The following is a 12878-nucleotide window of genomic DNA, read 5'->3' on the forward strand; positions in this document are numbered from 1 at the left end:
GACGTGAGGTGGCAGCGGCGTGGGTGACGGGCGATGGCGAAGAGCCGGAAGCGCCCTGATGCGGGTGATTGTGGTGTGGGGCGTCTCGACGCTCACGATGCTTGTGCTCGCGGGGATTCTGCCGGACTTCCAGCTCCAGTCGGACGACGGCGACAGCATCACCAAGACCGCGTTCACCGCGGCCTGGGGCGCGGGCGCGTTCGGACTGCTCTCCGCACTGGTCTGGCCGGTGCTGGTACGGGCCCTGCTCATCGTGCCGGCCCTGGTCCTGGGCGCGCTGGTGTTCTTCCTCAACGGCTCGCTGCTGCTGATAGCGCTGCGGCTCATCCCGGACGGGCGCGGCGCGGCCGACCCGCAGATGGCGGTCGTCGTCGCGGCCGTGATGTCCGCGGTCGCCTCGGCGACGTCCACCGCCCTCGCCGTCCGTGACGACAACGCCTACCGCCGCCGTCTGTCGCGCCTCGCGGACCGGCGGCGCCGCCGCAGCGGCAGCGGTGACGGCGCGGACGGGGGGCCGCCCGGCACGGTCTTCATCCAGCTCGACGGAGTCGGCCACGACGTCCTCGCGCAGGCCGCCGCCGACGGCCTGATGCCGACCGTCGCCCACTGGCTGGCCGACGGGACGGGCCACCGGCTCACCCCGTGGCGCACCGACTGGTCCAGCCAGACCGGCGCCAGCCAGCTCGGCATCCTGCACGGCACCAACTTCGACGTCCCGGCCTTCCGCTGGTACGAGAAGGAGACCGGCGACGTCATGGTCTCCAGCAGACCGGCGAGCGCCCTCGAAATGCAGCGCAGAGCCGTCCTCCGCACCCGTGACGGCGGACTGCTCACCCTCGACGGGGCCGGCCGGGGCAACCTCTTCAGCGGCGGCGCCGACCAGCTCGCGCTCGTCCTGTCGATGGCCGCCAGACGCGGCAAGGGCCGCCGCTCACGGGCCGGGTACTTCGCCTACTTCGCGGACCCGGCCAACGCCGTCCGTACCGCGCTCTCGTTCGTCGCCGAGGTCGGCAGGGAGATAGGCCAGTCCACCCGGGCCCGCCTCCGCAAGGAGACGCCCCGGATCAAGCGCGGCGGGCTCTACCCCTTCATCCGGGCCTTCGCGACCGTCGTCGAACGCGATGTGGTGGTCGCCGCCGTCATGGGCGACATGTTCGCCGGACGGACCGCGGTCTACGCCGACCTGGTCGCCTACGACGAGGTCGCCCACCACTCCGGGCCGCGCAGCCGGGACGCGGAGAAGGTCCTCGCCCGGCTGGACCGCTCGCTCGCGCTGATCGTCAAGGTCGCGGAACACACCCCGCGCACGTACCGGATCGTGCTCCTGTCCGACCACGGCCAGAGCCCCGGGGAGACCTTCGCGGGGGTGTACGGGCTGACGCTGAAGGACCTGGTGCGGGCGGGCAGCGGACTGCCGGTGCCCCGCCGGGCGCAGCGCACCCGGAGCGGTTCCGAAGCCCGTGACGCGGTACGGATCGCGCTGCACCGGCCGGTCGACGGGGACCGGCAGGAGAACCAGGCCCACCCCTCGGAGCCGGTCGTCCTCGCCTCCGGCAACCTCGGCCTGATCTCCTTCCCCGACCTCGCCGGCCGCGCCTCCCTGGAGCAGCTCGACCGCCGCCACCCCGCGCTGCTCAGCACGCTCGCCAACCACCCCGGCATCGGCTTCCTGCTGGTGCGCAGCGAGGCCCACGGCTCCGTGGTGCTGGCGCGCGGCGGCACCCGGATCCCGGTGGCGGAGCTGCGGGACGGGGACGGGCCGCTGGCCCCCTTCGGCCCGGGAGCGGCGGCCGCGATCCGGCGCACCGACACCTTCCCGCACGTCGCGGACGTGATGGTCAACTCGATGTACGACCCGGAAACGGGCACCGTGCACGCCTTCGAGGAGCAGATCGGCTCGCACGGGGGCCTGGGCGGCGAACAGTCCCGGCCCTTCCTGCTCTGGCCGCGCGGGATGACGGACCCGCTCGACGCGGCGGCCGCGGAGGGCGAGGAGCGGCCGGCCGAGCTGGTCGGCGCGGAGACCGTCCACCGGGTCCTGCGGCGCTGGCTCGACGAGGTCTCGGGGCCGCAGGTGCCCGTGGGACAGCCGGACCGGGCCGGTGACGCCGACGCGGGCACCGGCGCGCGCGGCTGACCGCCGGCGGCGTCAGGCGGAGCGGCGCCTCACCAGGGTCGGATGGAAGATCGCCGACGGCACCGGCTCACCGGGGCTGCCGATCTGCTTCAGCAGCAGCCGGGCCATCTCGGCGGACATCTCCTCCACCGGCTGCCGGACCGTCGTCAGCGGCGGATCGCAGGCCGTGGCCGCACTGCTGTCGTCGAACCCGACCAGGGCGATGTCATCGGGGATCTCCTTGCCCGCCCGCAGCAGCACCGGGAGCGCGCCCAGCGCCATCAGGTCGGACGCGATGAACACCGCGTCCAGGTCCGCACGGTCGTCGAGGAGCCGCTTCATCGCGGCGGCGCCGCCCGTATGCGTGAAGTCGCCCTCCACGGCCGTCACGTCCCGGATGCCGTGCGCCGAGAGCGCGTCCAGGAAACCCGTCAGCCGCGCCTGACCGGCCGGCATGTCCTGCGGGCCCGACACCGTGCCGATCCGGCGGCGGCCCAGCGAGACCAGGTGTTCGGCGGCCAGCTGCGCCCCCGCCCGCTGGTCGGCCTCGACATAGGTGAGCGGGGTCGGCCGGCGGGGCTCACCCGCGAGCACGGCGGGCAGCCGGGTGTCGTGCAGCAGCCCCGGCAGCGGGTCGTCCGCGTGCGAGGAGATGAGAACCACCCCGTCGACGTGCCCGTGGCGCAGGTAGGACAGCAACTGGTCGCGGGAGGACTGGTCGTCGGCCAGCATCAGCACCAACTGGATACCGGCCGGGCGCAGGACTTCGAGCAGCCCGCTGACCACCCGCCCGAAGTACGGGTCGGAGAACATCCGGCCTATGAAGGGCTCGGAGACCGGGCGCCGTTCGCGTTCCGAGACGACGAGCGCGACCGAGTCGGTGCGCCGGGTGACCAGCGAGCGGGCGGCGCGGTTGGGCACGTATCCGGTGGCGTCCACGGCCTCTTCGACCATCCGGCGCAGCGCCGGGTCCACGGTCGTCGCGCCGTTGATCACCCGGGAGACGGTGGCCCGTGACACCCCCGCCACGGCGGCCACGTCCTCCAGAGTGGCGGGGCGCGCGGGCAGCGGTGAGTCGGCAGTCATGCAGTTCTTTATACCGGGCGGTACGGGCGGTCCGGAAACGGGTACGGAGCCTTGCGGCGGCACGCAGCGGGGCGTCAGCCGGCGACCCCGGAGGGGCCCGGAAGCCGATCGAGTTCGGTGAGTTCCGCCTTGCGCGCGGACACCAGGGCAGTGGCCAGCCGCTTGGCATCGGGCCTGGTCCCGGACTCCGTCTCGGAGCGCGACACCTGGGCGGACTGGCGCAGATGGTCGCGGATCAGGGCCGTGAAGAGGCGGTCGAACGCCCGGCCCTCGACGGCGCGGGCCTGTTCGAGATCGTGCTCCGTCACCATCCCCGGCATGTCGTGCCCCTCGTGCACATTGGTGTCGGGCAGTCCCATCCGGGCCAGCAGCGGGCGCAGCCGCGCGAGTTCGCCGTTCTGCGCGGTACGGAGCCTGACCGCCCAGCCCCGTATGCGAGGATCGGCGGCGCGCTGCCCGGCGAGTGAGAGCAGGGCCACGGCCTGCTCGTTCATCGGGGTCATCAGCTGCGCCCAGGCGGCGTCCGTCGGATCGGCCGGAGTCCCGCCCCCGGTGGCGGCGGATGCTGCGGCGGCGACCGAGGGGGCGGGCGGGGCCGGGTGCTTCGCGTCGGCCGGGGCATCGCATCCGGCCAGGAGGAGGAACAGGAGCAGCGACAGCGCTGCGGTGCTGCGGGCCGCCTTCATGGCGAGGTCCTCGGGGGAAGGGCCCGCCCGGGGCACGGGGCCCCGGGCAGGCATCGGACGGACGGCGGCGGTTCAGCCGGTGGCCGGCGGGCGGTGGAGTGACGGTTGATCAGGGGGTGCCGTCGGCGCCGCACTTCACGATGGCGTTGATGCAGTCCCGGACGCGCTGGGCCATCTCGGCCTCGGGCCACACGTTGAAGAAGTCACCGTGCATCGTGTAGCCGGGGCCGGACGCCAGCCGGAACCGGGCCGGGTCGCCGTTGACCGGGTAGCGGAGCACCTGGCGCAGCTTGGGAACCGGAACGGGGTGGGTCGAGGGGCATTCGCCGTTGACCGGATACGCCATGTGGCTCTTGTGGTCGGCGGAGTCGAGGTCCGTGCCGTTCCAGCACTGCGGGAAGTCCAGGTACGACTCCAGCATCCCGTCCGCCGGGCAGTTCACGAAGTCGTGCGACGGGTTGACCTCCCCGTGGTGGAGGCACGACCAGCGCGAGATCGTGTTGTCGTCGGGACCGGTCGCCTTCGCGTTCCCCGCGACGATGCGCAGTCCGCGCGGGAAGGGCTGGATCCGCTGGATGACATCGTCGCGGACGCCTTCGCCCAGGTAGTAGAACGTGGTGCCGGTGGGTTCGACCTCCTTGTCGCCGTCGTACAGGGTCGGCACCCAGTACGACGACAGGTCCGTGTCGGGTGAGCAACTGCTCCTGGCCTTCTCCAGCGAGGCGAGGTCGGAGTTGCCGTTCGTCGAGTCGTTGCCGAAGAAGCTGTGCATGTGCGAGGCGCCGGGCAGGCCCGGGAAGACGATCGGGTCGTCGGGCGCCCGGTGGGTGTAGGGGCATTCGGCGAGGAACTCGGCCACCCGGACGACGTCCGCGGCCTTGGCGGCCGGAACGGCGTTCGTGCCCGAGTCCGGACCGGCGGACGCGTTGCCGGTGGCGGACTGGAGGAAGGAGACGGCGAGCGCCGCGGCGACGAGTCCCGCGACGCGGTACCGCCGGCGCGGTGGCACCGCGCGGTGACTGTGTTCGCCGGTGGGACGAGGACGGGCGAATCTCTGACGGAAGAAGAGCACGGCACTCCTGTTCGGAGGAAGTGGGGGTTCCTTGTGCGAGAGAGCGCTCTCTCAAAGGAACGTAAAATGATGCCCTGGACATGTCAATAGAGTGAACGGCGCCGCAACTGGCTGCTGTTTGCAGCTTGTTGAGGGGCCGTTCGTTGGGAGAGCGCTCTCTCAATATCATCCCCGATTCGGCTTCGACGGAAGTCGGCACGCGCCGGGGCGGGCGGCGGGCCGAGGGGATCGCGGAGGCCCCGGCGGGACTCCGCCGCCGGGGCGTTGATGCTCCTATGGCTGTCAAGCGGCTTGGAGCCATTGGCGGTAGGCGTGGATGAGGTCGTCGTTGCGGCTGGTGCCCTTCTCGAGCCGGGAGATGGTGGTCGGCCAGGTGCCGAAGTGCTGGGCGGCGGCGGTGAGTGTGATGTTCTTGGCCCGTCGCAGGGGGAGGAGATCAGCGATGCCGGGAGTGGTGACCGTGGTGGACAGGCATCGGAAGATCTCTCGGGTGATGGCCCGTTTCAGCAGGCGGATGATCTCTTTCTTCGTCCGGCCGGCAGTGGTGTGTCGGGAGACGTGTTCGCGGGTTCGGGGATCGCCTGCCATGCGGGTTGGGGCGATGCGGTAGAGGGCTGCGTTGGCGGCCCGGTCGCCGCCGCGAGAGAGACGGTGGCGGTTGGTTCTGCCGCTGGAGGCGGGGACCGGGGCGGCTCCGCAGAGGGCCGCGAAGGATGCCTCGGTCCGCATCCGTTCGGGGTTGTCGCCTGCGGTGATCAGCAGTTGAGCGGCGGTGTCGGGGCCGACGCCGTAGGCGGCCCGTAGGCCCGGGTTGGCTGTGGTGACCTCGGTGTTCAGCGCCCGCGTAAGCGCGTCGTGCTCGGCGGTGAGGTCCATGACCCGGCGGGCGAGGCTTTTCAGCGCGGTCAGGACGCCGGTGCGGGCCTTGACCGCGGAGCGGGCGGCGTTGTGCAGGGCGCGTATTCCGGCGACGGTGTCGTCCTTGGGGGCGCTGGAGGCGCGTCCGGACAGGGCGGCGCGGGCGGCGGCGTAGGCGTCGATCGGGTCGGACTTGCCGGTGCGGCGGCGTTCGGCCCGGTCGGGCCGGTTGACCTCGACGACCCGGAAGCCATGGGCGCGTGCCGCCCGGGTGAAGCCGGCCCCGTAGGAGGCGGTGCCTTCCACCCCGATCGCGACCACCTGCCCGTGTGCGGCCAGGAAGGCCGGGGCCGCGGCGTATCCGGGGGCGGTGGTGGCGAACTCGGCGTCCGCGAGGTGGCCGCCGTTGTCGCTGATCACCGCGACGTGGATGGTGTCGGCGTGGGAGTCGACCCCGCCGAAGACGTTTCCGTCCACGGTGTCCGACGCGACTGCTGCTGTCATGCTGATACTGCCTTCCCAGCCGAAGGTGGGCGCCGGCCGGGTGGCGCAGACAGGACATTGAAGGGGCTTCTGACCAAGCTCCTATCAGGTCATGTTCCGCCCGGCCGGAGCCATCAGAACAGGTCCCGGCAGCCGGACAGACCAACGGGAAGACAGCCCAGCAGGGCGTCAGTCAGTGGTAGAGCCACGACCACCGGGACCTGAGTACCAGCATCAATGTCAGTGGTGGGCGGCAGTATGGAGGGCATGACGAACTCAGCTGTTGTGCTCGCCGATACCGCCGCATACGCCGTCGCGGTCGAAGAGGCGTCGCAGGCCGCCGCCGCGTACTACGCCACGGGCGAGAGCACGCTCGACGACGATGCGTACGACCGGCTGGCGCGCGGGATCGCCGCCTATGAGCAGGCCCATCCGCAGGAAGTGCTGGCCGACTCGCCCACCGGCAAGGTGGCGGGCGGCGCGGCCGTCGGGGATGTGCCGCACACCGTCCCGATGCTCTCACTGGACAACGTCTTCTCGGCCGAGCAGTTCGTCACCTGGACCGCGTCGCTGGAGCGCCGGATAGGCAGGCCGGTCACCGCCTGGAGCGTCGAGCCGAAGCTCGACGGGCTGGCGGTCGCCGCGCGTTACCGCGAGGGCCGGCTGGAGCAGCTGGTCACCCGTGGCGACGGCACGGCCGGTGAGGACGTCTCGCATGCGATCGGTACCGTCGCCGGTCTTCCCGAGCAGCTCGGTGAGTCGGTCACGATCGAGATGCGCGGCGAGATCCTGATGACGGCCGAGCAGTTCGAACAGGCCAACGCGATCCGTACCGAACACGGCGGCGCCCCCTTCGCCAACGCGCGCAACGGCGCGGCGGGCACCCTGCGCGCCAAGGACCGCCCCTACACCGTGGAGATGACGTTCTTCGCGTACGGCGCCCTGCCGCTGCCCGAATCCGGCGAGCTGACCGGCACCCTGGCCGAGCTGCCCCACAGCGAGGTCCTGGGATACGCCGCGCGGCTCGGCGTGCACACCGCGGCGGACACCGACGTGGCGCCGCGCACCGTCACCACCGTCGAGGACGTCCAGCTGCGGGTCGAGGAAATCGCCGCGCTGCGCGCCTCGTTGCCCTTCGGGATCGACGGCATCGTGATCAAGGCCGACCTCGCGGCGGACCAGCGTGAGGCCGGCTCCGGCACCCGCGCACCGCGCTGGGCGATCGCGTACAAACTGCCGGCCGTCGAGAAGGTCACCCGGCTCCTCGCCGTCGAGTGGAACGTGGGCCGGACCGGCATTATCGCGCCGCGTGCGGTGCTGGAGCCGGTCGAGATCGACGGATCGACCGTCAGCTACGCCACGCTGCACAACCCGGCCGACATCACCCGCCGCGATCTGCGCCTGGGCGACCATGTGATGGTCTACAAGGCGGGCGACATCATTCCCCGGATCGAGGCCCCCGTCGCCCATCTGCGGACCGGCGAGGAGCAGTCGATCGAGTTCCCCGAGGCCTGCCCGCAGTGCGGCTCCGAGATCGATACGAGCGAGCAGCGCTGGCGCTGCGTCCGCGGCCGGAACTGCCGCCTCGTCGCCTCCATCTCGTACGCGGCAGGGCGCGACCAGCTCGATATCGAGGGGCTCGGTGCGACTCGGGTCGTCCAGCTGGTCGATGCCGGACTGGTCGCGGACTTCGCGGATCTGTTCGCACTGGAGCGTGAGCAACTGCTCGGTCTGGAGCGGATGGGGGACACCAGTACGGACAATCTGCTGGCCGCGATCGACACGGCGCGCACCCAGCCGCTCTCGCGGGTGTTCTGCGCCCTGGGAGTACGTGGCACCGGCCGCTCCATGTCGCGCCGGATCGCCCGGTACTTCGCGGACATGGACCGCATCAGATCCGCCGACGCCGAGACGCTCCAGCTCGTCGACGGCATCGGCAAGGAGAAGGCCGGGGGAGTCGTCGCGGAGCTGGTGGAGCTGGCACCGCTGATCGAGAAGCTCGTCGCCGCCGGGGTCAACATGACGGAGCCGGGCGCGACCCCGCCCCCGGAGCCGGGCCAGGAAACCGACGCGAATGGCGAGGGCACGGATGGCAAGGGCGCGGAGGGCGACGATGCGGACGGGCGGCCGCTCGGCGGGATGACCGTCGTGGTCACCGGGTCCATGACGGGCGCCCTGGAGAAGCTCTCGCGCAACGAGATGAACGAGCTGATCGAGCGGGCGGGCGGGAAGGCCTCCTCCAGCGTCTCCAAGCGCACCACGCTGCTGGTGGCCGGCGAGAAGGCCGGGTCCAAGCGCACCAAGGCGGAGGATCTGGGTATCCGGATCGCCGCGCCCGAGGAGTTCGCCGAGCTGGTCGGTGCGTTCCTGCCGTCCCAGGTGTGAGGAGGATGGGGGCGATCAGGGGATCAGGGGATCAGTCCTTGGATGTTGCGCGGGAGTGGCTTTCTTTGCCTGCCTATTGCATAGTGAGGGCTCGGTCATGCCTCGCTATCAGCGGGTCAATGGGTGTGTGAACGGCTGCGAGAGCAGGCCGGGGGTGAGGGGCGATGCGTTCTTTGCGCGACGGACAGCGGCACGTTCGCTCCGTTCACCGGCAGCACCGGGGAGCGACCCGGGGGCTCGCGCTCGACCTCGGCAGCTCCCGGACCCGTGCCTGGCTTCCCGGGCAGGGTGTCGTGTCCGACACCGGAAACGGCCCCGGCGGTGAGTACGGCCGCGGCGGCCCGGTCCGGCGCGGACGCATCGTCGACGCCGAGTCCTGCGGGCGGATGCTCGGCCGGATCGCGGACACGGCGCTGGGTGCCGACCGCAGCGACACCGTGATCGTCCTCAGCCACCCCGTCCTCGCGGGCCCCGAACACCGCGCCGCCGCGCGGCAGATCCTTGGCGCGCTCGGTCCGTCGAGCGTCATCGTCCTGGACAGCGCCAGGGCCGCCGCCGCGTGCGCGGGGCCGCAGGACGGCGGCCCGCTGCTCGTCGTCGACATCGGTGCCGAACTGACCGAGGCAACGCTCCTGGTGGACGGGCGGGTCCGCGACGCGCGGCTGGCCGAGACCGGGCTCAGCGATCTGGACCCGGGCGAACCGCCCACCGCCGTCGTCCGGGCCGTCCTGGACATGATCATGGCGATGTGGCAGCAGGACCGTCACGGCGCGGTGCTCGGCGCCCTGCGCAGGGGCCCGCTGCTCGCCGGAGGCGGTGCGCTGCGGCCGGACGTCACCAACCGGATCGCGGTCCGCCTCGGCGTCCCGGTCCGGCTCCCCGACGATCCGGCGACCACCGTCGTGCGCGGGGCCGGGCTGGTCCTCAGCTCCGTGCTCCGCCACGCCACCGTCGCACCGGCCCTGCCCGGCCGAGCCGGGTGACCCACCTCCCGGGGGCGTCCCGGCGCGGCGCGCGGCCACGGGACCGGCGGGACACCCCGGCGTACCTCCGGCGTGACTGGCGGGACACCCCGGCGCACCTCCGGCGCGCGGCTCCGCTGCGGCAGTACCTTGCCGCGCTGCTCCTCGCCGTCCTCACTGTCACTGTCACTGTCACAGCAACAGCAACAGCAACAGCAACAGCAACAGCCACAGCCACAGCCACCGCCAGGGCCACCGTCGGGGGCGGTGCGTCCGCCGCCGGAGCCGGGCTGCCCGCCCGGACCATGGCCGGGCCGGTGTTCCCCGCCGGCCACACCGCCGGAACCCGGCAGGCCGACCGGGACCTCCTCAGGTCCAGTGCCACTGCCACCACCCGTGCCACTGCCCCCACCCGTGCCGTCCCCGGCCCCGGTCCCGGCCCCCGTACGCGCACCGCCGTCGAGGGGCTCCGGCCGGTACCGGTGACCGCGCCCCAGCCCTGGGCCGCCGCCGAACACCCCCGTACCCCTCAGCACCTCCCACCGCCAGGGCCCGGTGCCCCGCTCCCGCGCCCGCCCGGCCTGCTGCCGCCGCTCCCCGTCCCCGTATCCGCCCCGGCCGCGCCCCCGGCCGCCGCCGACCGCTTCCGCGCCGCGCTCCCCGGTGTGCGCGGGCCTCCGGGCACGGCCGTTCACCTGCCGTGGGACCCGTCACCGGTCCCGTCCCGCACCCCTGCCGCGGCGCCCTGATCCAAGGCGAGAGCCCGAGGGCCCCGGCGACCCTCGGAGGAAACCCATGACTCGCGCCACCACGGTGCGGGCGGTTCTGGCTGCTGCCGTTCTGCTCGTCGCCGTGTTCATCACGCTGACCATGTCCCCCAGACTCGGCCTCGACCTCCAGGGCGGCACCAGAATGGTGCTCCAGGCCAAGGACTCCACCACCGCGAAGGCGGACCGGGAGAGCACGGACCGCACCCTGGAGGTACTGCGCAAGCGCATCGACTCACTCGGCGTCGCGGAACCGACCCTGACCCGCTCCGGCGAGGACCGGATCATCGTCGAACTCCCGGACGTCCAGGACCCCCGCAAGGCCGCCGAGGTCATCGGCAGAACCGCCCAGCTGACCTTCCACGCCGTCCAGGGACCCGGCACACCCGACGGCTCCGGTGCCAAGGACGGGACGACGCTCCCCGACGAGCAGGGCCGCCGCCTCGCCCTGGGGCCCGCCGCGCTGTCCGGCGCGGGCGTCAAGGACGCCTCCGCCTCCTTCGACGCCCAGCAGGGCGCCGGCTGGTCCGTCTCGCTGGACTTCCACAAGGACGCCGGCCGGGACTGGACCCGGCTCACGGGGGAGGCCGCCTGCCACCCGGTCCAGGACGAGCGGCGCCGGGTCGCCATCGTCCTGGACAAGCAGGTCATCTCCTCGCCGCAGGTCTCCCCGACCGTCGGCTGCGGTACGGGCCTGCCGTCCGGCTCCACCCAGATCACCGGCTCCTTCAGCGCCGACGAGGCCCGCGAACTCGCCCTGCTGATCCAGGGCGGCGCCCTGCCGGTGCCCGTCGAGATCGTCGAGCAGCGGACCGTCGGTCCGACGCTCGGCGCCGCCGCCATCGACGCCAGCGCCCGCGCCGCCCTCATCGGCGCCGCGGCCACGGCCCTGTTCATCACCGTCGTCTACCGGCTCTTCGGCGCGCTCGCCGCCGTCGCGCTCGGCGCCTATGGAGTGATCTCGTACGCGGCGCTCGTCGCACTCGGCGTCACCCTCACTCTGCCCGGACTCGCCGGATTCGTGCTCGCCATCGGCATGGCGGTCGACGCCAACGTGCTGGTCTTCGAACGGGCCAGGGAGGAACACGCCCAGCATCCGGGCCGCTCCCTGCGCACCTCGCTGACCGCCGGATTCCGGCACGCCTGGAGCGCCGTCGCGGACTCCAACGTGACGACACTGATCGCGGCGGGCCTGCTCTTCTTCCTCGGTTCAGGACCGGTCAAGGGCTTCGGCGTCACGCTCGGCATCGGCGTCCTCGCGTCGATGTTCTCCGCACTGGTCATCGCCCGCGCCCTCACCGAGATCGCCGCGGGCTCCACGTTCGTCGGTACCTACCGGGGCGTCAACGGCATCGCGAGCCCCGGCCGGGTCCGGACCTGGCTCAACCGCCGCGATCCCCAGCTGATGCGGTCCCCGCGCCGCTGGCTGCTCGTCTCCGCGGTGCTGGTCGCCGTGGCGGTCACCGGCATCCTGGTGCGCGGGGTCAACCTCGGCGTCGAATTCACCGGGGGCCGCCTCGTCGAGTACGCGACCAGCCGTCCGGTCGACGTCGAGAGCGCCCGTTCCGCGCTGGCCGGCGCGGGCTTCGCCGACGCGGAGGTCACCACGGCGGGCGCGGGCGACATCTCGGTGCGGACCGGGGAACTGGACAACGCGGGCGAACACGCGCTGCGCGCCGCGCTCGCAGAGGAGGGCGGCGCGACCACCAAGGTCCGGGACGAACTCATCGGCCCCAGCCTGGGCGACGAGCTGCGGCGCAACGCGCTGATCGCACTGGCCATCGCCGTACTCGTCCAGCTCGTCTATCTGGCCGTCCGGTTCCGCTGGACGTTCGCGGTGGCCTCGGTCGGGGCGCTGGTCCACGACGTGATCGTTCTGGTCGGCGCCTTCGCCTGGCTGGGACGCACCGTGGACGGCATCTTCCTGGCGGCGCTCCTCACCGTCATCGGCTACTCCGTCAACGACTCTGTGGTGGTCTTCGACCGGGTGCGGGAGCTGTGGGCCAAGGCCCGCCGGGAGCCGCTCGGGACCGTGGCGAACCGGGCCGTTCTGCAGACGGTCCCCAGAACCGTCAACACCGGGATGGGCGCCCTGTTCATCCTCGTCGCGCTGGCCGTCCTGGGCGGTGACTCGCTCGCGGACTTCGCCCTCGCCCTGCTGATCGGCATCGTCGTCGGCACGTACTCCTCCGTCATGACCGCGGTACCGGCCGCGCTGCTCCTGGAACGCGGCAGCAAGACGCCGCCGCCCGTCCGGAAGGGCGTCCCGCGCGGCCGGCCCGGCGCCGGGCGCCGGGCGCCGCTCGACAACGGGGCGCGCGTGTAGCCCCGCCACTGCCCCGCCTTGCCACCGTGCCGCCGGACCGGCGCGGTGGCGAGGCGCGTCGGTCGTGGCATTCGTACCGGGCACAACGGCACAATCCTGGTCAACCAACCCGTGCTCGTCGTGATCGGAGCGTGCCC

General features: G+C 72.6%; 9 protein-coding genes. 5 read left to right on the forward strand and 4 right to left on the reverse strand.

From position 1 onward, the window contains the following. Positions 1 to 58 precede the first annotated feature (58 nt). Positions 59 to 2137, forward strand: coding sequence for a phage holin family protein (locus tag OG892_RS34030; protein ID WP_073734251.1), 2079 nt, complete (start codon positions 59 to 61; stop codon positions 2135 to 2137). A gap of 12 nt (positions 2138 to 2149) precedes the next feature. On the opposite strand, the gene OG892_RS34035 is transcribed toward OG892_RS34030, so the two are convergent. From OG892_RS34035 to OG892_RS34050, 4 genes are all read right to left on the reverse strand, one after another. Then, entirely contained in the window at positions 2150 to 3202 is a 1053-nt protein-coding gene (locus OG892_RS34035; protein ID WP_073734252.1) for a LacI family DNA-binding transcriptional regulator, read from the reverse strand. A 74-nt stretch (positions 3203 to 3276) separates the two neighbouring features. Further along, entirely contained in the window at positions 3277 to 3888 is a 612-nt protein-coding gene (locus tag OG892_RS34040; RefSeq protein ID WP_371631091.1) for a DUF305 domain-containing protein, read from the reverse strand. A gap of 109 nt (positions 3889 to 3997) precedes the next feature. Further along, positions 3998 to 4960, reverse strand: coding sequence for a DUF1996 domain-containing protein (locus OG892_RS34045; protein WP_073734254.1), 963 nt, complete (start codon positions 4958 to 4960; stop codon positions 3998 to 4000). Between the two features lie 282 nt (positions 4961 to 5242). Then, entirely contained in the window at positions 5243 to 6322 is a 1080-nt protein-coding gene (locus OG892_RS34050) for a transposase (RefSeq protein WP_371631092.1), read from the reverse strand. Positions 6323 to 6559: 237 nt separating this feature from the next. On the opposite strand from OG892_RS34050, the gene ligA reads away from it, so the two are divergent. The 4 genes from ligA to secD all read left to right on the forward strand — a co-directional run bounded on the left by ligA (position 6560) and on the right by secD (position 12741). After that, positions 6560 to 8686, forward strand: a complete 2127-nt coding sequence (ligA, locus tag OG892_RS34055; RefSeq protein WP_371631093.1) for an NAD-dependent DNA ligase LigA — start codon at positions 6560 to 6562, stop codon at positions 8684 to 8686. A 164-nt stretch (positions 8687 to 8850) separates the two neighbouring features. Further along, positions 8851 to 9669, forward strand: a complete 819-nt coding sequence (locus tag OG892_RS34060; protein ID WP_371631094.1) for a rod shape-determining protein MreC — start codon at positions 8851 to 8853, stop codon at positions 9667 to 9669. After that, positions 9666 to 10397, forward strand: coding sequence for a hypothetical protein (locus OG892_RS34065; RefSeq protein WP_371631095.1), 732 nt, complete (start codon positions 9666 to 9668; stop codon positions 10395 to 10397). The genes OG892_RS34060 and OG892_RS34065 overlap by 4 nt, the downstream gene beginning before the upstream one ends. Positions 10398 to 10443: 46 nt before the next feature. Further along, positions 10444 to 12741 (forward strand): protein translocase subunit SecD, encoded by a 2298-nt coding sequence (gene secD, locus OG892_RS34070; RefSeq protein WP_371631096.1) that lies wholly within the window; start codon positions 10444 to 10446, stop codon positions 12739 to 12741. Positions 12742 to 12878 lie beyond the last annotated feature (137 nt).

The sequence above is a fragment of the Streptomyces sp. NBC_00341 genome (genome assembly GCF_041435055.1).
Classification (GTDB): domain Bacteria; phylum Actinomycetota; class Actinomycetes; order Streptomycetales; family Streptomycetaceae; genus Streptomyces.

Coding starts and splice junctions, on each gene's coding strand:
- OG892_RS34030 (WP_073734251.1), top strand. CDS start 59: ATGCGGGTGATTGTGGTGTGGGGCGTCTCGACGCTCACGATGCTTGTG.
- OG892_RS34035 (WP_073734252.1), bottom strand. CDS start 3,202: ATGACTGCCGACTCACCGCTGCCCGCGCGCCCCGCCACTCTGGAGGAC.
- OG892_RS34040 (WP_371631091.1), bottom strand. CDS start 3,888: ATGAAGGCGGCCCGCAGCACCGCAGCGCTGTCGCTGCTCCTGTTCCTC.
- OG892_RS34050 (WP_371631092.1), bottom strand. CDS start 6,322: ATGACAGCAGCAGTCGCGTCGGACACCGTGGACGGAAACGTCTTCGGC.
- ligA (WP_371631093.1), top strand. CDS start 6,560: ATGGAGGGCATGACGAACTCAGCTGTTGTGCTCGCCGATACCGCCGCA.
- OG892_RS34060 (WP_371631094.1), top strand. CDS start 8,851: ATGCGTTCTTTGCGCGACGGACAGCGGCACGTTCGCTCCGTTCACCGG.
- secD (WP_371631096.1), top strand. CDS start 10,444: ATGACTCGCGCCACCACGGTGCGGGCGGTTCTGGCTGCTGCCGTTCTG.